Below are 17,733 nucleotides of genomic sequence, written 5' to 3'. Positions count from 1 at the left end.
GATTAACGTATTGGTGCGATAGCGGCAGCTCCAAGCAATCCTGCATTGTCGGCCAACGTGGATTGTAGCACGGTGGTTTTTCCTTTTAGCGGTGGAATGAGGTTGGCATCGAGTGATTCTATCAGCGCGGGGTGAATAATGGGCCAGGCTCCACTTAGGCCGCCACTTACTGTGATGGTGGAGATATCCAGTAACTTTATGGTTTCTGCGATTGCCATGCCGAGATAAGTACCTGCCTGCGTGAGAATGCGCTGTGCAACGTCATCACCACTACGGGCTTTGTGATAAATATCTTTGGCACTGCAACGCAGTCCGGTTTTTTCTTGATAGATCTGAATCACAGCGCTGGCTGATGCGTAGCTTTCCAAACAACCCGTGTTGCCGCAACCGCATGGACGACTATTTCCAACAGCGCGTTCAACACAGAGATGACCAAATTCCATCGCCATGCCGTGTTCGCCGCCATACGGCTTATGGTTGAGTATGAGTCCACCGCCAACGCCTGTACCAAGCGTGATATGCAGTAGATTATTTTGCCCTTGACCGGCTCCAAAGCGATGTTCGCCAATGGCGGCACAGAGTGCATCATTTTGTACGGCTACGGGTTTATCTATGCTGTTGCTTAATAGCTCAGCCAATCGGAAGTCGTGCAGTAGGGGTAGGTTAGGTGAGGATGCGAGTACGCCGGTTTGGCCATGAAAAAAACCAGGGAAACCGATGCCGATGCTGTTTGCTCTGTAGCTACTTTGCTTCAGAAACGTATGAATTCCATGGCTGATTGTCGTGATAATGTGCGCTTCTGCTGCGCGTTTAGATGCAGCATTGTGCAGGCTTAATTCAGCCTGCACGCGCGATTCATCCAGAATCTTACCGGTCTGGTCGGTGATGGCTAAGCGTAGGTTGGTGCCGCCAATATCAGCAGCCAGAATGTGCTGCATCTATTTTGGATCTGCTAACAATTGTTGGTACAGGCCTACATAATCACCGGCTGAAGCTTCCCATGAAGAGTCGCGTTTGAGACCATTGCAACGGATGCGCGCCCAGACGGCCGGTTTACGATATAGCTCAACGGCTTGTTCAACAGCGACATCAAAGGCCTCCGGTGTTGCATCTAAAAAGTGTACACCAGTTGCGTGGCTTTTGTTTGCGGCATAATCAATCACGGTGTCTTTCAGACCACCAGTAGCACGTACGACAGGTACGGTTCCATAACGCATGGCCATCAATTGTCCCAGTCCGCATGGTTCGAAACGCGACGGCATCAGGAACATATCGCCACCGGCATAAATTTGGCGTGCCAGCGTTTCGTTAAAGCCACGATAAAAATACATTTGCTTGGGGGTGCTGTCTGCCAGGTGATGCAGTGCATGTTCGCTATGCGGGTCACCGGAGCCAAGCACAACCAGTTGATAACCACGTTCTATCCAGCGTCCTGCATTGGCCAGTAATAAATCAATACCTTTCTGATCAGCCAGACGAGAAATTAACACCAACAATGGCGTATCATCTGAAACATCCAGTCCACATGCTTTTTGTAATGCTAATTTGCAATCCTTTTTGCCTGCCGTTTTTAAGGCACCAAAGGAGGTTTCAATGGCGGTGTCGGTAGCCGGGTTCCAATCGTCAATATCCAGTCCGTTGACGATGCCGGAGAGTTTGTAACTGTGGTTTCGCAGGAAACCTTCCAGTTCACATCCGTACTCAGGTGTGAGAATTTCTTCAGCATAAGAAGGGCTAACGGTGGTGACAGCCTCAGCCGATGCAATGCCAGCCTTCATGCAGTTGATCTGGTGATGGAATTCAAATCCTTCAGGATGAAAATGGTGGCTGGGAATGCCAAGACGGTGAATCCAGTCAGCACCAAAATTACCCTGGTAGGCGAGATTGTGAATGGTATATACACATTGGGCGTGCGCGATTTCAGGATGATGCTGATATTGTGTTTTTAACAACAGTGGGATCATGCCGGTTTGCCAGTCATGGCAGTGTATAATATCCACTTGGGTACCTAGCTGTGCAGCGGCTTCCAGTGCGACGCGGTCGAATAACAGATAACGCAGTAGATTATCATCATAAGCACCACCGGCAGGCCCATATAGTCCTTCTCTGTTATATAGATCATCCTGTTCGATGAGTATGAAAGTGAGGTTATCGACAGTGGCTTCATGCAATGGGCAGTGACGTTGCACGCCATCAGCCCACATTTCAATACTTGTACCTAATGCTTTTGTCGCGAATCCTGATGCTTCAATATGCTGGCGATAAAATGGCATGATGACGGTGACTTTGTGTCCAAGATGCTGAAGAGCATGCGGTAAAGAGCCCGCGACATCAGCCAATCCTCCTGTTTTTGCCAATGGTGAAGCCTCTGATGCGATGAAAACGATATTGAGTGCTGTTGTCATTATTCCCCCCTGAATGCGTGGATGCTAGCACACTCTTATGCATATCAGGAAATGCAGGAAACAATGCATGGCGATGGCATAAATAGAGAGAGACTGCTTGGCCTTTTTGTCCGGTGCAGTTATCCTGTTGCCAACAAACAGTGAACCTGGGAGGGCTCGTGTCTGATTTAACGCAACTCGATGAGTGGAAAAAACTGGCAGCACATGCGGTAGAGATGAAACAGGTGCATATGCGTGATCTGTTTGCTGCTGATCCTAATCGCTTCGATAGGAACTCCATTCATGTCGGTGATATGTTGGTGGATTATTCCAAAAACATTACTACGGAAGATACCAAAAAACTGTTGTTTGATCTGGCGCGCGCACGAGATGTGAAGGGTTGGACCGAACACCTGCTTAATGGAGATAAAATCAATAATACCGAGCACCGCGCTGTGCTGCATACGGCGTTGCGTAATCGATCCAACAGACCGATTACGGTGGATGGCAAGGATGTGATGCCGGATGTAAACCGGGTGCTGTCTCAGATGCGTGAATTTACCGAGGCTGTGCGCAGTGGTGAATGGAAGGGTAATACGGGTAAACGTATCACCGACATCGTCAATATTGGTATTGGTGGCTCTGATCTCGGGCCGGTCATGGTAACGGAGGCATTAACGCCGTATGGGCGTGATAAATTACACATGCATTTTGTCTCCAATGTGGATGGTACACATCTGGTGGAAACACTGCGTCATCTACACCGTGAAACCACGCTTTTTGTTATCGTATCCAAAACATTTACCACGCAGGAGACCATTACGAATGCACGCACTGCACGCGATTGGTTTTTGACACGTGGTGGTACTAAACAGGCTGTAGCCAAGCATTTTGTGGCTGTATCCACTAATGCACGGGCGGTTTCCGCCTTTGGTATTGATACCGCCAATATGTTTGAGTTTTGGGACTGGGTCGGTGGCCGTTACTCTTTGTGGAGTGCGGTAGGGTTATCGATTGCCCTCTACCTGGGTATGGATCACTTTGAAGAACTGCTGACCGGTGCCCATGACATGGATGAGCATTTCAGGACGGCTCCATTGGAAGAAAATGTGCCTGTAATATTGGCTATGATGGGTATCTGGTATAATAATTTCTTTGATGCGGACTCTCATGCTCTGCTGCCGTATGATCAATATATGCATCGCTTTCCTGCCTATTTTCAGCAGGGAGATATGGAGAGTAGTGGTAAGAGTGTAACCCATTCTGGTAAATCGGTAGATTATTCTACTGGTCCGATCATTTGGGGCGAGCCTGGTACCAATGGGCAGCATGCTTTTTATCAGCTTATTCATCAGGGTACCAAGCTGGTTCCGTGCGATTTTCTGGCGCCGGTAGAAACCAAGAATCCGGTTGGCCGTCATCACCCGATGTTATTGTCTAACTTCTTTGCCCAGACCGAAGCCTTGATGAAGGGTAAAACTGCCGAAGAAGTGCGAGCAGAATTGATTGAAGATGGTCTTTCCGGTGATGAACTGGAAGCGCTGTTGCCGCATAAAGTGTTTCCGGGTAATAAACCAACCAACTCCATTCTGTTTCAGAAACTTACGCCGCATGCACTGGGTGGATTGATTGCCATGTATGAACATAAAACCTTCGTACAAAGTATTATATGGGATGTGAATGCCTATGATCAATGGGGTGTGGAACTGGGTAAACAGCTGGCGCGCAAGATTCTGCCTGAACTTGATGATTATGATCAGGTGAAAAACCATGATTCCTCAACCAATGGCTTGATCAATTATTACAAAGAGCACAAAAAGGAATAAGGGGAGCGTTTGCTAAGCCTGCAGGTATGTCGGACTTAGTGTGGCTCTACGTGAGTATCCTGTGCTGGTCACTGTAAGTAAGCTGATGATGTTAAAAAAGAGTCCGTCATAGACTCCTTCGTTCTCAATTCCTCATAAAGCTGAATGACTGCGATCTGGGGAGGGGGGGTGATCGAAGCAGTCATTCAGCTTGCATTGAATGCTATAAGGCCGACGACAGATTGCCATACGACTAAAGTATGATTATTGCTTTCCCGGATAGACTGCTGGATGGGGGGCTAACCAGAGTGATCAAGGTGCGGAACGAATAGGTGTTACAAGCACGTTATACAGGAGATGCCGATGCAGCCCTTATATACATTACTCTCTATTCTGATGCTGGTATGGATGCCAGCGACCGTTTATGCCGAAGTGCAAGATAGAGAAATTATCTATCAGGTCGATGGCGTTGAGTTTACCGGTTATCTGGCCTTTGATGATGCTATACCAGCTAAACGCCCGGGCATTCTCGTGTTGCATGAGTGGTGGGGGCATAATGCCTATGCGCGTAAACGTGCAGATATGTTGGCCGCACTCGGGTACACCGCATTTGCTTTGGATATGTATGGTACAGGCAAGTTGGCCACACACCCTGAAGATGCCAAACGCTTTATGTTGGAGACTGTAGGTGATGTGGCTGTAGTGAAGGCACGCTTTGAGGCTGCCTTAAATACCTTGTTGGATCACGCCAGTGTGGATCCGGAGAAAGTAGCTGCAATTGGATATTGTATGGGCGGTGGTATTGCGCTGAATATGGCTCGGGCAGGTGTGAATCTGGATGGCGTGGCGATATTTCATGGCTCTCTTGGCACACAGTCCCCGGTAAAGGCTGGTAAGATCAAAGCCGCAATCATGGTATTTACCGGCGCCGCTGACTCCTTTGTGCCGCAGGCACAGGTGCAGGCCTTTGAGCAGGAGATGCAAGCCGCCGATGTAGATTATCGCTTGGTTAGTTATCCAGGAGTGAAACACAGCTTTACGAATCCGGAAGCCGATATCTTTGCCCGGCAATTCAACATGCCACTGGCATATAACCGGGTTGCTGATGAAGACTCATGGCAACAGCTACAACAGTTTTTGAACAGAATTTTCAAATAACTTACAATGCTAAAAAACAGGGGTGGTCTATGCGTAAACGTATCATAAATCAGCAACAAGAGATCGATACAGAAGCTGAACGTGATTGGCTGAATGTGGAGGCAATCGCAAGGGCTGAGCTGACAAGCGAAGATGAGGCATATCCATTTGAGTCTGCACTGGCTGCCGGTGGTAGTGGTTGGCGAGCAGCCGAAGCAGGGGAACAGCGGCTGCGTTTGTTGTTCGATGCCCCACAGAAAATCAGCGCCATTCGACTGATCTTTCAGGAAGATAATCAGGAACGTACGCAGGAATTTGTATTGCGTTACTCCTCCGATAAGGGTGAGACATACCATGATATCGCGCGCCAGCAATATAACTTCAGCAGGCCGGATTCGATGCGTCAGCAGGAAGATTACAATGTGAATCTGCAAGCTGTGACGGCATTGGAATTGCATATTATTCCGGATATCAGTGGCGGTAGTATATGTGCATCACTGGCTGAATGGCGAATTGCCTGACTGTATTAAAGACGTTAACGCCAGAGATTGTCGGGTGAGTCGAGACTACTTAAACCTTAATATACTCAGAGGGCTGTGCCTGGACTTGTTTCGCGTATGTCCCGGGTTGGCTTGCATGGTTTCGTAATGAAAAAATTCAATCATCGGGTTTACGAATGCATCTGGATTCAGCAGCGTTAAGCGTGCAAGGTGATGAAGCACAAGGCGAGGCAATCAGTGAATAAATTGATTACATTTGAAGGCGTGGATGGCTGTGGCAAGAGTACGCAGCTTAAACGCGCCGCTGAATATTTGCGTGGGCGGGGTGAAGATGTTGTAACAACGTTTGAACCCGGTGATACAGCGCTTGGCAAAGAGATCCGAAAGTTGTTACTGGCGGGGGTCTATGTGCCGGTGCCTGAAACTGAGCTGTTACTGTTTTTGGCAGATAGGGCTCAGCATGTTAAAGAAGTTATTCAACCGGCATTGGCGTCTGATCGCTGGGTATTGTGTGACCGTTATTCTGATTCTACGCTGGCTTATCAGTTGGCAGCGAGGCAACTCGATGAGGGGGCTGCACCGTTGCGTGAGATGCTGAGTTTTGCTGAGTGCGGTGTGAGACCGGGATTGACGTTGTGGTTTGATGTGTCGGTGCAAGAAGCGATGCGACGCATGAAAAAACGGGCAGAAGCGGGTGAGAAGGCTACACGTTTGGATGAAGAGGTAATCTCCTTTCATGAGCGGGTGTCTGCTGCATTTGAGCAGCAATATGCGCTTGATACAAAGCGAATATGCCATGTTGATGCAGCTCAGGGGATTGATGATGTCGGAGATCAGGTAAGGCTTATTATCGAAAATAAATATGGATGGGCGCTTTGATCTCTTTGGGAGTACATGAGCCTGTTCAGCGCTCTTTTTCAGATTCATGAATAGCAAGGTGCTTGGCCATCAGGGTGTGGAACAGATGTTTACCAAGGCTTTGCAGAAAGGTCATTTGCATCATGCCTGGTTGCTTTATGGTATGAAAGGCATTGGTAAAGATGTGCTGGCCGAAAAGCTAGCAGCATATCTGATGTGTGATACTCAATCTGCTTGTGGCGTATGTCATGGCTGTCAGATGCTCAAGGCAGGCTCACATCCCGATGTGTTTCGTGCAGGGTTGATTGAAGGCAAACGCGATTTGAATATTGAGCAGGTGCGAGGTGTGTTGGCATTTCTTGCATTAAGTGGGGCGGAGAGTGGGCGTCGTGTGGTGATCCTCGATGATGCCGAACGTATGAACGGGCAGGCGGCAAATGCGCTGTTGAAGGGTTTAGAAGAGCCAACGGAAGGTAGTATGCTGCTCATGGTATGTGCCGACCTTGAGCGTTTGCCAGCGACGATTCGTTCCCGTTGCATGTTGCAGCAATGTTCGCCGTTGTGTGATCAGGATGTGCGTCTGGTGTTGCAAAAACTAAATCCCCCGGTTGAAGATCGTTATCTGGATTTGGCAGTTTCTGTGGCTGGTGGCAGTCCCGGTGCCGTCGCTTGTTTGCAGGATCGCAAGATTGCTGATGCAATGTTGGAGTGGCAGGCCCTGGTTGCTGATATGGCACGGGCAGATGTGGGTAAGATAGATAACTGGATTCGCAATCATCTAAAAACGGTGCCGCACGGTCTGATTGTACAGATGATGACCAATGCTGCGTATCCGGTGTTACAGACTCCGTGCCTGGATGCAGACGCATTTAGCCGGCATGAGTCGATTCAGCAGGCCTTGCACCTGTGTGCACGATGGCCTGCCGATGTGGTTCGCCATAGTCTGCGTGCGGGTCCCGCACTGTTAGCGTGTATCTTGCAATTGCGCACGGCACTGAAAGCTTAGCGGTTCGGATTTCAGTCGTTTTATTTCAGCACTGTTTTTACGTGTGAAGACGGTTAGAGTCCCATCTTCACAACTCAGGGAGAGCACGTAGCAGATGGAAAGTTATTATGTCACAACCCCCATTTATTATGTAAATGATGAGCCGCATCTAGGCCATATGTACACCACCATTGCAGCCGATGTGCTGGCACGTTATCAACGTATGAGCAGTCGGGATGTGTTCTTTTTAACCGGTGTGGATGAGCATGGTCAGAAGGTGGAACAGGCGGCAGAAGCGCGTGGCATAGCGCCTATCGAATTGGCAGATCAGGTGGTGGCACGTTATAAAAGCCTGTGGCCGGAACTGGGCATTAGCAATGATGATTTTATTCGCACCAGTTCCGATCGGCATAAAGCCGGTGTGCAAGCGATGTGGCGCAGGCTTGAGAATGCAGGCACGATTTACAAAGACTTTTATGAAGACTGGTATTGTGTCCCGTGTGAAACCTATTGGACCGAGACACAGCTTAAAGATGCTGAATGCTGGGATTCCAAACATTGTCCTGATTGCAAACGTGAAGTGGAAAAGATTCAGGAAGAATCTTATTTCTTCCGCTTGAGTGCATTTCAAGAGCAATTACTTGAACATATTCATGCCAACCCGGATTTTATTGCCCCGCTCTCGCGCCGTAATGAAGTCATAAGTTTTGTGGAATCTGGTCTGCGCGATCTCTCCGTTTCGCGCACCACTTTCTCCTGGGGTGTACCTGTACCGGGTGATGAAAAGCATGTGATCTATGTATGGATTGATGCGCTGACCAATTATTTGTCTGCCCTCGGTTTCCCTGATCAAGAACAGCCCGAGCACTGGCCTGCCGATGTGCATTTGATCGGTAAAGATATTCTGCGTTTTCACGCCATCTACTGGCCGTGCATGTTGATGGCCGCCGGATTGCCATTGCCAAAACGCATTTACGCGCATGGCTGGTGGACCGTTGAAGGCGAGAAAATGAGCAAGTCGAAGGGTAATGCACTCAGGCCTGCTGATCTGTTGGCTGAATATCATGCCGATGTCCTGCGCTATTTCTTGCTGCGCGAAGTACCTTTTGGTCAGGATGGAGATTTCTCATTTAGCGCATTGAAACAACGTTATAATTCGGAACTTGCCAATGATGTTGGTAATTTGTTGAACCGTTCATTATCCATGCTGACCAAGTATAACGGTGGTGTGCTGGCTGACGTTGGTGAAGAGTCAGATTCTGATCGTGCACTGATTGCAGATGTTGAAGCCATGCAGCGTGATGTGGCTGAATTGATGGAGAAACAGGCATTTCATCTTGTACTGGATCGGATCAATGTGGTGGTGCGTCATGGTAACCGTTATGTTGAAGATAATGCTCCATGGGCATTGGCGAAAGCAGGGGACACAGCACGATTAAATTCAGTACTGTATCATCTGGTTGAAACACTGCGACTGGTAGCTGTGCAGCTATCGCCGTTTATGCCTGAAAAAATGAATCAGATGTTAAGTCAGATTTATTCGGAAGATGTCAGTGCCACATCGTTCACCTTCATTGAACATGGTGGTTGGGGGCTGCTTAAAGCAGGTCATCAATGTGCTAAAGCGCAGCCGGTATTCCCCCGGATGGATGCATGAATCCTAAAGAATTAATCGCCCGGTATATGCCGGATGCCGATAAGATTCGGGAGCATAAACATTTAAAATTATTTGGTCCGAGGTTGATGGACTCAGCTTTGTGGCATTTGAACCGCCATTCTGTAGCAAAAGCATTTATGGTGGGGCTGTTGTGTGCCTTTATTCCGGTTCCGTTTCAGATGGTGTTAGCGGCAGCCGGGGCGATTGTTGTACGTGGAAATTTACCGATATCGGTTGCTCTAGTCTGGTTGACCAATCCATTAACCATGCCGCCGATCTTTTATATGTGTTACAAATTAGGGGCATGGGTGTCCGGTCTTGAATCGAGGGAACTTTCATTTGATTTGGATGTGGATGCCTTAACTGCTCAGCTCGCTATGATTTGGGAACCCTTCATTCTGGGCTGCGCTATTATGGGAATCTCGGCGGCTTTTGTGGGATATTTTGGCATCCATGTGATGTGGCGTTTGATGGTTACCTTACGCTGGAAAAACAGAGGCCGGGCCGGAGAAAACAACGGCACGGAATAAAATTGTGCCCTTATTGCATTGGCAATCTATTGAAACATCTGTCACACAGGCCACAGGTCATGCGTTTCGCATACAACATCAAACAGCAATCAGTGGCGGCAGTATCAACCGCGTTTATCGTATTGCAGATCAAGAGCGTAGCTATTTCGTAAAATTAAATCAGGCCGGTCAATTGCCTATGTTTGAAGCCGAGGCTGCCGGGCTGTCTGAGTTGGCGAGCGCGAATGCTATTCGAATTCCTGAAGTGATCTGCTTTGGTCAATCTGCAGATCAATCATGGCTAGTCACCGAATATATCGAATTTGGTAGAAGCGAGGATATGCAATGCCTTGGCCGACAGTTGACCACACTGCATGGCTGTAAAAATGACCAATTCGGTTGGTTTCGTGACAATACGATTGGGCTGACGCAGCAGCATAATCAACAATCACACGACTGGGTCGATTTCTACAGAGAGCAGCGTTTACGCTTTCAACTACACTTGGCAGCGCGAAATGGTTTTACAGGTTCACTACAAACCAAGGGTGAGTCTTTGATGCAGGGGCTTGATCTGTTCTTTAGCAGCTATAAGCCGCAGCCATCCTTATTGCATGGCGATTTGTGGAGTGGCAACCGTGCATTTGATAGTTTAGGCCAACCGGTAATTTTTGATCCGGCTGTATATTATGGGGATAGGGAAGCCGATATTGCCATGACCGAATTGTTCGGTGGATTCACATCAGAATTCTACGATGCTTACCGTGAGGCCTGGCCTTTGGATGATGGTTATAGCGTACGCAAAACATTGTATCATCTCTATCATATACTTAATCACGCCAACTTGTTTGGCGGTTCATATGCGCAACAGGCTGAATCGATGATAGATCAGTTATTGGTTGAACTTTAATTTAAACCCTAATGATTTCTTGAAGAAAGGGACTTTCTTATCTCTCCGGTTAAATGATTTATTTTAAATGGTTCTTTATAAATGGAGCCGCTATAATTTATTTTTTCTCAAGTAATAAAACGCGGTTGTCATCATATGGCAATGGAACATATGGAGAGATGAGATGAAACAATCCCTGTTTGATATGATTGGTGGCTTGTCTGCTATGGAGCGCATTCACACATCATTTTACGATAAGGTTTATGCACACCCCTGGCTGGGGCAGTTTTTTGAAGGTCTTGACCAGAAATTTATTGAGTTACGTCAAACCCAGTTTATGGCTGAAAAGATGGGATCTAAAGCACCGTACCTGGGAAAGGATCTGGATGTATCCCATATGCGCATGTACATCACCGAAGAGCTGCTGGTGGTGCGTCAGGGCTTGTTGCGTGAAGCCATTGAAGAAGAGGGGGTTGCACCTGAGCTGGTCACCCGCTGGTTGAAAATTGATCGTGCCTTTTGGTCGAAAATCAAAAAGGATTCTCTGGAATCATTCAAAAATATCGATCTTAAATATGAACAACCCATGATCGTCGAAAAGCCTGAAAGTTAAATCGTTCTTAGATATAAACTGAACGGCTGCCTTCGGGCACATGCCGGGGGAGCTCCAATAACGGCCATCTGTTACACATTTCAGATGCCATAAATCAGAGATGATTCAATATTATCTAAAGTTCATAGTCATATTACCGATATATTTAATTAGATTAAATATGACCTGTTTGCTAAAAATTCAATAAAAGGAGGGGCTATGAGCAGTATAAGCGGAATCAGCTCATTACAGTCACAACATATCCCACCTCCACCACCGCCTATTCAGCGGCAAACAGCAACAGAGGTCACCAATAATTTCTTTTCAAAAGTTGACCCAAAAGATTCAGGGAGTTTTGATAAAAACACACTGAGTCGAGTGGCGGATAAGGTTTCGATCTCTCAAGCCAGTGTCGATGCAATCTTCTCCTTGATGGATAGTAATGCTGATGGATCTGTAACAAAGCAAGAGTTCACGAACCTATTGCAAACAATCGACCCACAGAGTGAGAGTCAATCCACAAACAATCAGGCCCCCGGCGGCATGGGGCCTATGCATGGGCATGGGGGAGGTCCCCCACCTCCACCTCCTCCCAAACCAGAATCTGATAGCGATGTCTCTACCACCAGTATTGATCCCGCCGATACTAATGGTGATGGTACAGTCAGTGCGGAAGAGGCCATGGTTTATAGCCAAACTGCTTCAGTTTCAATCGATACAGTAAAGAGTTCTGATACTTTGCCTGAGGTGAGGAAGAGTGGTTATGATATCATGATGCCTCAGGTCATGAATATGATTAGTTCATATACTGCATCAGAAAACAATCAGATAGACGCCACATCATCCTGGATAGTCTAATTTTTTAGTCGAAAGGCTTTAGCATTTGTGTGTATGTGCGTTTGGTGTCCTTAGTTAAACAGAAAGTTAAAGCGGTTGAGTGCCGATTTCCAAGTCCTGATTGAGAGCTAAAGCTAAAGGAAGCTAAAGAAGCTAAAGGGGACGACGCTACCTTTTACGGGCATGAAATGTGGATGCGTCGTTTGGCTTGATACAGTTATGGACTCGCAAAACATCATTGTTTTACAACTACTGACCGTCCGGGTTTGGAGGCGGTCTCAACTGCTCAACGCAATACTTTGTCTGTAGTAGCTATTCTCCAGCGACGGTCATGCCTGAGATGGCAATTGATGGCACGGCAGAGGAACCTAACCATGTGAGGTCGGAGCCGATCATTTCAATGTTCGCGAACATATTTTTCAGGTTGCCGGCGATGGTGATGCCTTGCACGGGATGCGAGATCATGCCGTTTTCAATCAGAAAACCACCTGCGCCACGCGAATAATCACCTGTTACACCATTGACTCCAAAACCAATCAGTTCGGTGATCAACACACCGTTACCGATAGCGCTGATCATCTCTGCCTGTGTCTGTGCGCCGGGCTGCCAGATGAGGTTGGATGAACCAATACCGATATCACCGGTTAAACCGCGCGAGGCGTTGCCTGTGGCTTGTTGCCCGAGACGTTTGGCAACATAGCGATCAGCTAAAAATGTGTTGAGGCAGCCATTTGAAATGATCCGGTTGCGTGAACAGCGTGTGCCTTCGCCATCAAACAGACGGTTACCCAAACCATCAGGATGATTCGGGTTATCTTCAATGCGTACAAAATCAGGGAAAATCTTTTGATTCAGACTTTCAGCCAAAAATGAGCGTTGTTGTAATACGGCGCGTCCGTTGATGGCGCCAATCAGATGGCCAAGCAGGGAGGCTGCGATGCGTGGTTCAAAGATGACTGTGGTCTCGCCACCTTCTATAGGGGAAGGATTCAGACGTCGACAAGCTCTGCTGGCGGCTTCTTCTGCAATCTGTTGTGGGGAATGTAAATCGAGAGCGCTAAAAGCACGGTGCCAGGCGTAATCGCGCTGCATGTGTTCACCCGTGCCGGCAATCACCGATACGCTTAGTGAAGCTGAAGCTTTGGCATATTCGGCGATAAAACCATCACTGGAGGCATAAGCGACCCGGCTGCCTCCAAAACTGGCATCTGCACCTTCACTGTTGCTGATAAGATCGGAATAGTTGCGTGCAATATCTTCACATTCCAGGGCTGCGGATTTGGCCTGTTCCAGATTCCAACCGCAGTCGGTGCGATCATGTTCGTCTGCCCAGACTTGCATTTCATTCGCACTCGGGTGGTTAGCACCAACCGGTGGCACGGCATCCGGATCAGGCTCGGAGATACGCGCCATGCTGATAACCTGTTCAGCCAGCTTGCTCAGACCGGATTCAGATACATCCGATGTGGAGGCTGTGGCAAACGCTAACCCTTTCGGTGTTTCTACAAACGCACGCAGTCCAATGCCCTGCGCATCTTCGCGCTCCACCGACTCAACGATACCATTGCGGATACTGATCGAGTCCCCGGTATCACAAATTGCCACGGCATCTGCATGAATAGCACCATTCTTTTTGGCTGCTTCAAGTAACTGAAGGGATTGCCCTGAGATATGTTTTTGGGCGCTGTGTTTCACAATTGTGCTCATGCCTCAGTACCTCCGACAATCAATTCATCAATGCGAATAGTCGGTAGCCCGACACCAACAGGTACAGACTGACCGCCCTTGCCACAGGTGCCTACGCCGGGATCGAGTGCGAGATCATTGCCGATCATTGAAACCTTTTGCAGTACTTCATGACCTGATCCAATCAGAGTTGCCCCTTTCACCGGATATTGGATCTTACCATTTTCAACGTAATAGGCTTCAGAGGTGGTGAACACGAATTTGCCCGAAGTAATATCTACCTGACCACCACCAAAGTTCACGGCATAGATGCCGCGATCCAGTGAACTGATAATATCATTAGGATCATCTTGACCGGCCAACATGAAGGTGTTGGTCATTCGCGGGAGTACAGGGTGCGCATAGGATTCACGCCGTCCATTACCGGTCGCTTTCATGCCCATCAGGCGTGCGTTCTGCCTGTCCATTAGATAACCGGTTAGAATACCATCTTCGATTAATACAGTGCGGTTGGTTTCTGTGCCTTCATCATCTACAGTCAGTGAGCCACGACGATCAGAAATGGTGCCATCATCAACTACAGTAATGCCTTTGGCTGCAATGCGTTGCCCCATTTTGTCGGAGAACACAGAGCTACCCTTGCGATTGAAATCACCTTCAAGACCATGACCAATGGCTTCGTGCAGTAGAATACCCGGCCATCCCGGCCCCAATACCACCGGCATATTACCAGCGGGAGTGTCGTGGGCATCGAGATTAAGCAGTGCCAGCCGTACAGCTTCATGGACAAGGCGCTTGGCTTCGTCACCTTCCGTCAGGCGTGTTAGCGCAAAACGACCGCCACCACCGGCAGAGCCAGTTTCACGCTTTCCATTTTGCTCAACTACCACTGAAATATTTAAGCGCACCAGTGGACGGGCATCCTGAATATGACAGCCATCCATGCGAATAATATGAATGTCAGAAAAAGAGCATGATATATTCGCAAAGACCTGCACAACCCGTGGATCAAGGCTTCTAGCCAGTGTATCAAGCTCTTCAAGCAGCAGTTTGCGTTGCAGAAAGTTAACTCCATCTGCTGGATTAATGGCTTGATAGAGGGATGCTGGCCGGTTTTCACCCTGATGAATGGAGACTGGAGCAATGTTCTGCGCATGCTCGGCAATGGCGCGGGCAGATTTGCCCGCCTGCATAATCGCGGCATGATCAAATCTGTCTGTATAGGCATGCCCGGCCGATTCACCTTTGATAACGCGTGCGCCCATGCCCTGATGGGTGGAGGCGGATACGTGCTTCACCCGACCCTCTTCCAGTGCCAGTGATTCAGACACGCTGTGTTCAATATACAGATCACCGTCATCGGCCTGGGCGGGTAACATCTGAGAGAGTACCGATTGAAGGGTTTCAATGGCGATGGGGAGTTCAGAGTCAGGGGTAGGGTAATTCGATGGTGTCGGCATAATGGCAATCGTCGTACATGGTACTCAGGTGTCAAGGGCAATTGATCATTGTTAAGTCATTCTTTACCACGAAGGCACGAAGAAAAAATTAAAATAACAACGCAATGTAGCATTGAAGGTCTGAAACCCTCTCAATCGTCCTATTCATACACCTGGAAATAAACTTTATGTGTTAATATTCTTTTGGCTTTCCTTTGTGTCTTCGTGCCTTCGTGGTGAAAGGTTTGGATTTTCAACGTGACGCTATGCAATAAATTTTCTAGGTTCTGCACATGATTGAACTTATTAAACTATCCGATCCTGTCACGATCCAGATTTTGCGCGACGCGCTGGAATCAAGAAAGATTATATTTCGTATTGATAACGCTGGCATGAATGCGTTGATGCCATTGCCAACGGTGATGGATGCGCGCGTGATGGTTGCTGAAGACGATAAAATGGCAGCAGACTTGATTATTCAGGATCTGGAGCTAAACCAATGATTCATGGTGCGATGACCTTATTGAAGGGGATCTCTCTGCTGCTGGCCCGGACGGAATTAAGAGCTGTGTTATGGCGTATGCTGGCGCTGTTAATAGTGCTGATGCTGGTGTTGGGAACTGGCGTGTTCTGGTTGGTGGATTATCTGGCGACTTTATGGATTCCTAGCGGAGATGCATGGTATTGGCAGATACTATCGTGGCTGGCTTGGGCGATGGCTTTTGTGCTGGCAGTGGTGTGCGGTATTGTCAGCTTTGTAACGTTGGGGTCTGCTGTATCAGCACCGTGGCTGGATCTGTTGGCCGTGCGTACAGAAAGGCTTTCTGGTCGTGAAGTGACCGAACAAACATCGCCGTGGGTACCTATGATTATGCAGAGCCTGGGCAATTCTGTGCGTCCGTTGTTGGGGCTGCTTCTGTGGGGCGCAATTGCGCTGGCCTTTTTCTGGGTTCCACCATTAGCGACAGCCATCTGGACCTATGGTGCGGTACGATTCTTGAGCTTTGAGTTGATCGATACCTCAGCATCACGACGTGGCTGGGATTATAAACAACGTAAATCCAGACTGACTGAGAAACGCTGGTTTTATCTTGGCTTTGCAGGCTTGGCAACGCTGTTGATGATGGTGCCAATTGTGAATCTACTGGTGATTCCGGCCGCCGTGGTTGGCTTGAGTAAGTATTTGTCAGAAGATATTTAGCAATTTTAATTGGCCATGGATGAAGGGAATATCACATTGACCTGCAATCCGCCCAATTTGTCTGATTTTCCAAGTTCAAGTTTGCCGCTGTAGGCTTCTATCATTTCACTAACGATTGCCAGCCCGAGTCCGTGCCCCTGTTTTGATTCATCGATACGTATGCCACGTTCGAGCACCAATGATTGTTCTTGCTGGCTCATGCCGGGGCCATCATCTTCAATCACAATATGTAGGCCGTTCTGATCATATAGTGTGATGATGACCTGCTGCTCAGCCCATTTGCAGGCGTTATCTATCAGGTTTCCAATCATTTCCATCATATCTTCTCTGTCTGCGCTGATGGTTGCTATCTGTTTAAAATCCAATGCGATGGCAATGCGATGCTGGTAAATATTTTCCAGCGTGGAGATGAGGTCACGCAGATCCTGTTCAGGTTCTGGCCATGTGTTGCCCATTGTATGGCCTGCGGTTCGGGCTCGCGAGAGCTGTGTATTAATATGGCTTTCTATGCGTTGAGCCTGTTCAAGCACCTGTTGATAATCATCATCTCCCTTGTGATGTTCGAGAATCTGAAAGATCAGTGTTAACGGGGTTTTTAATGCATGAGACAGGTTACCCATGGCATTGCGTGAACGTTGCAAACGTTGTTGCATCACCATCAATAGTCGGTTTACTTCTTCAACCAGTGGTTGAATTTCAGAGGGAACCGGTTGTTCCAGTTTATCAATCTCTCCAGCTTCCAGTTGCTGCAGTTCATGTCTCAGACCAATCAACGGTTTTAAACCACGCCGAATGACCCATAACTGGATGATCAGCAACACAAATAATGCTCCGGCCGAAAGTATCAGCAGGCGCTTTTGAAAATAGAGTGATGTAGCTTCCAATTGGGATGTGTCTTCTGCAACACTGAGCACGATATGTTGACCGTGTAGCGTGAAAGAGCGGGTGAGAATAATAAGCTGCTGATCTTTTGGTCCGATGACAGCGTGGTCGATACCATCCTGATAATTATCCAGTTCAATATCCCATAATGATCTGGAGCGAATGGCTGCTTGTTGTTCCTGTCGAAGCTGAAAATAGTGGCCGGAAAAAGGGCGCATGAATATCTTCGGGATATGATCCCACTCGATCACCGGAGGCTGTTCTGATTGCACGGAAAGTGTTGCAAGAATGCCTTCCATATCATCGTCCAGACGCGAAACCACACCATTCTCTGTCAACTTTCGCATTTCGATGCCAACAAGCACGCTCTGAAAC

At 48.0% G+C, this 17,733-nt stretch carries 17 protein-coding genes; 12 read left to right on the top strand and 5 right to left on the bottom strand.

From position 1 onward, the window contains the following. Positions 1-2: 2 nt before the first annotated feature. Positions 3-938, bottom strand: a complete 936-nt coding sequence (locus D8Y20_RS04585) for an ROK family protein (protein WP_121541864.1) — start codon at positions 936-938, stop codon at positions 3-5. Next, positions 939-2,405 carry a glycogen synthase GlgA gene (glgA, locus tag D8Y20_RS04580; RefSeq protein ID WP_121541863.1) on the bottom strand — a complete coding sequence of 489 codons (1,467 nt, stop codon included), beginning with the start codon at positions 2,403-2,405 and terminating at the stop codon, positions 939-941. A gap of 158 nt (positions 2,406-2,563) precedes the next feature. On the opposite strand from glgA, the gene pgi reads away from it, so the two are divergent. The 10 genes from pgi (at position 2,564) to D8Y20_RS04530 (ending at position 12,171) form a co-directional block, all read left to right on the top strand. Then, a complete protein-coding gene (gene pgi, locus D8Y20_RS04575; protein WP_121541862.1) occupies positions 2,564-4,210 on the top strand; it encodes a glucose-6-phosphate isomerase in 1,647 nt (548 codons plus the stop codon). A gap of 342 nt (positions 4,211-4,552) precedes the next feature. Beyond that, positions 4,553-5,347: a dienelactone hydrolase family protein gene (locus D8Y20_RS04570; protein ID WP_201265526.1), complete on the top strand. Its 795-nt coding sequence runs from the start codon at positions 4,553-4,555 to the stop codon at positions 5,345-5,347. Between the two features lie 29 nt (positions 5,348-5,376). Further along, positions 5,377-5,847, top strand: coding sequence for a discoidin domain-containing protein (locus D8Y20_RS04565; RefSeq protein WP_121541860.1), 471 nt, complete (start codon positions 5,377-5,379; stop codon positions 5,845-5,847). Positions 5,848-6,063: 216 nt separating this feature from the next. Beyond that, positions 6,064-6,705, top strand: a complete 642-nt coding sequence (gene tmk / locus D8Y20_RS04560) for a dTMP kinase (RefSeq protein WP_121541892.1) — start codon at positions 6,064-6,066, stop codon at positions 6,703-6,705. Between the two features lie 46 nt (positions 6,706-6,751). Beyond that, a complete protein-coding gene (locus D8Y20_RS04555) occupies positions 6,752-7,690 on the top strand; it encodes a DNA polymerase III subunit (protein ID WP_121541859.1) in 939 nt (312 codons plus the stop codon). A 94-nt stretch (positions 7,691-7,784) separates the two neighbouring features. After that, on the top strand, positions 7,785-9,326 hold the full coding sequence (gene metG / locus D8Y20_RS04550) for a methionine--tRNA ligase (RefSeq protein ID WP_121541858.1): 1,542 nt from the start codon (positions 7,785-7,787) through the stop codon (positions 9,324-9,326). After that, on the top strand, positions 9,323-9,856 hold the full coding sequence (locus D8Y20_RS04545) for a DUF2062 domain-containing protein (protein WP_121541857.1): 534 nt from the start codon (positions 9,323-9,325) through the stop codon (positions 9,854-9,856). Before metG ends, D8Y20_RS04545 begins: the two co-directional genes overlap by 4 nt. Positions 9,857-9,860: 4 nt before the next feature. Continuing rightward, the gene (locus D8Y20_RS04540; protein ID WP_236075249.1) at positions 9,861-10,742 is read left to right on the top strand and encodes a fructosamine kinase family protein; all 882 of its coding nucleotides are present in this window, start codon (positions 9,861-9,863) and stop codon (positions 10,740-10,742) included. Between the two features lie 163 nt (positions 10,743-10,905). Continuing rightward, entirely contained in the window at positions 10,906-11,334 is a 429-nt protein-coding gene (locus D8Y20_RS04535; RefSeq protein ID WP_121541856.1) for a group 1 truncated hemoglobin, read from the top strand. 198 nt (positions 11,335-11,532) lie between these two features. After that, positions 11,533-12,171, top strand: coding sequence for an EF-hand domain-containing protein (locus D8Y20_RS04530; protein WP_121541855.1), 639 nt, complete (start codon positions 11,533-11,535; stop codon positions 12,169-12,171). A 291-nt stretch (positions 12,172-12,462) separates the two neighbouring features. On the opposite strand, the gene D8Y20_RS04525 is transcribed toward D8Y20_RS04530, so the two are convergent. Beyond that, on the bottom strand, positions 12,463-13,857 hold the full coding sequence (locus tag D8Y20_RS04525) for a TldD/PmbA family protein (RefSeq protein ID WP_121541854.1): 1,395 nt from the start codon (positions 13,855-13,857) through the stop codon (positions 12,463-12,465). Then, entirely contained in the window at positions 13,854-15,296 is a 1,443-nt protein-coding gene (gene tldD / locus D8Y20_RS04520; protein ID WP_121541853.1) for a metalloprotease TldD, read from the bottom strand. The genes D8Y20_RS04525 and tldD overlap by 4 nt, the downstream gene beginning before the upstream one ends. Before the next feature lie 272 nt (positions 15,297-15,568). Here tldD and D8Y20_RS04515 point away from each other — a divergent pair, with 272 nt between their 5' ends. Continuing rightward, complete coding sequence (locus tag D8Y20_RS04515) at positions 15,569-15,778, top strand: putative signal transducing protein (RefSeq protein WP_121541852.1); 210 nt, start codon at positions 15,569-15,571, stop codon at positions 15,776-15,778. Further along, a complete protein-coding gene (locus D8Y20_RS04510) occupies positions 15,775-16,476 on the top strand; it encodes an EI24 domain-containing protein (protein ID WP_121541851.1) in 702 nt (233 codons plus the stop codon). The genes D8Y20_RS04515 and D8Y20_RS04510 overlap by 4 nt, the downstream gene beginning before the upstream one ends. Before the next feature lie 5 nt (positions 16,477-16,481). On the opposite strand, the gene D8Y20_RS04505 is transcribed toward D8Y20_RS04510, so the two are convergent. After that, positions 16,482-17,705, bottom strand: a complete 1,224-nt coding sequence (locus D8Y20_RS04505) for an ATP-binding protein (RefSeq protein WP_161957576.1) — start codon at positions 17,703-17,705, stop codon at positions 16,482-16,484. Positions 17,706-17,733: the final 28 nt, after the last annotated feature.

Source organism: Mariprofundus sp. EBB-1 (genome assembly GCF_003665155.1).
In the GTDB taxonomy this organism is placed as follows: Bacteria; Pseudomonadota; Zetaproteobacteria; order Mariprofundales; family Mariprofundaceae; genus Mariprofundus.
This window is presented reverse-complemented; position numbering and strand designations above follow the sequence as displayed.

What these genes read in the sequence shown, in the direction of transcription:
- D8Y20_RS04585 (WP_121541864.1), bottom strand. Translation starts at nt 938, where the DNA reads ATGCAGCACATTCTGGCTGCTGATATTGGCGGCACCAACCTACGCTTA.
- glgA (WP_121541863.1), bottom strand. Translation starts at nt 2,405, where the DNA reads ATGACAACAGCACTCAATATCGTTTTCATCGCATCAGAGGCTTCACCA.
- D8Y20_RS04570 (WP_201265526.1), top strand. Translation starts at nt 4,553, where the DNA reads ATGCAGCCCTTATATACATTACTCTCTATTCTGATGCTGGTATGGATG.
- D8Y20_RS04565 (WP_121541860.1), top strand. Translation starts at nt 5,377, where the DNA reads ATGCGTAAACGTATCATAAATCAGCAACAAGAGATCGATACAGAAGCT.
- D8Y20_RS04555 (WP_121541859.1), top strand. Translation starts at nt 6,752, where the DNA reads ATGAATAGCAAGGTGCTTGGCCATCAGGGTGTGGAACAGATGTTTACC.
- metG (WP_121541858.1), top strand. Translation starts at nt 7,785, where the DNA reads ATGGAAAGTTATTATGTCACAACCCCCATTTATTATGTAAATGATGAG.
- D8Y20_RS04545 (WP_121541857.1), top strand. Translation starts at nt 9,323, where the DNA reads ATGAATCCTAAAGAATTAATCGCCCGGTATATGCCGGATGCCGATAAG.
- D8Y20_RS04535 (WP_121541856.1), top strand. Translation starts at nt 10,906, where the DNA reads ATGAAACAATCCCTGTTTGATATGATTGGTGGCTTGTCTGCTATGGAG.
- D8Y20_RS04530 (WP_121541855.1), top strand. Translation starts at nt 11,533, where the DNA reads ATGAGCAGTATAAGCGGAATCAGCTCATTACAGTCACAACATATCCCA.
- D8Y20_RS04525 (WP_121541854.1), bottom strand. Translation starts at nt 13,857, where the DNA reads ATGAGCACAATTGTGAAACACAGCGCCCAAAAACATATCTCAGGGCAA.
- tldD (WP_121541853.1), bottom strand. Translation starts at nt 15,296, where the DNA reads ATGCCGACACCATCGAATTACCCTACCCCTGACTCTGAACTCCCCATC.
- D8Y20_RS04515 (WP_121541852.1), top strand. Translation starts at nt 15,569, where the DNA reads ATGATTGAACTTATTAAACTATCCGATCCTGTCACGATCCAGATTTTG.
- D8Y20_RS04510 (WP_121541851.1), top strand. Translation starts at nt 15,775, where the DNA reads ATGATTCATGGTGCGATGACCTTATTGAAGGGGATCTCTCTGCTGCTG.
- D8Y20_RS04505 (WP_161957576.1), bottom strand. Translation starts at nt 17,705, where the DNA reads ATGCGAAAGTTGACAGAGAATGGTGTGGTTTCGCGTCTGGACGATGAT.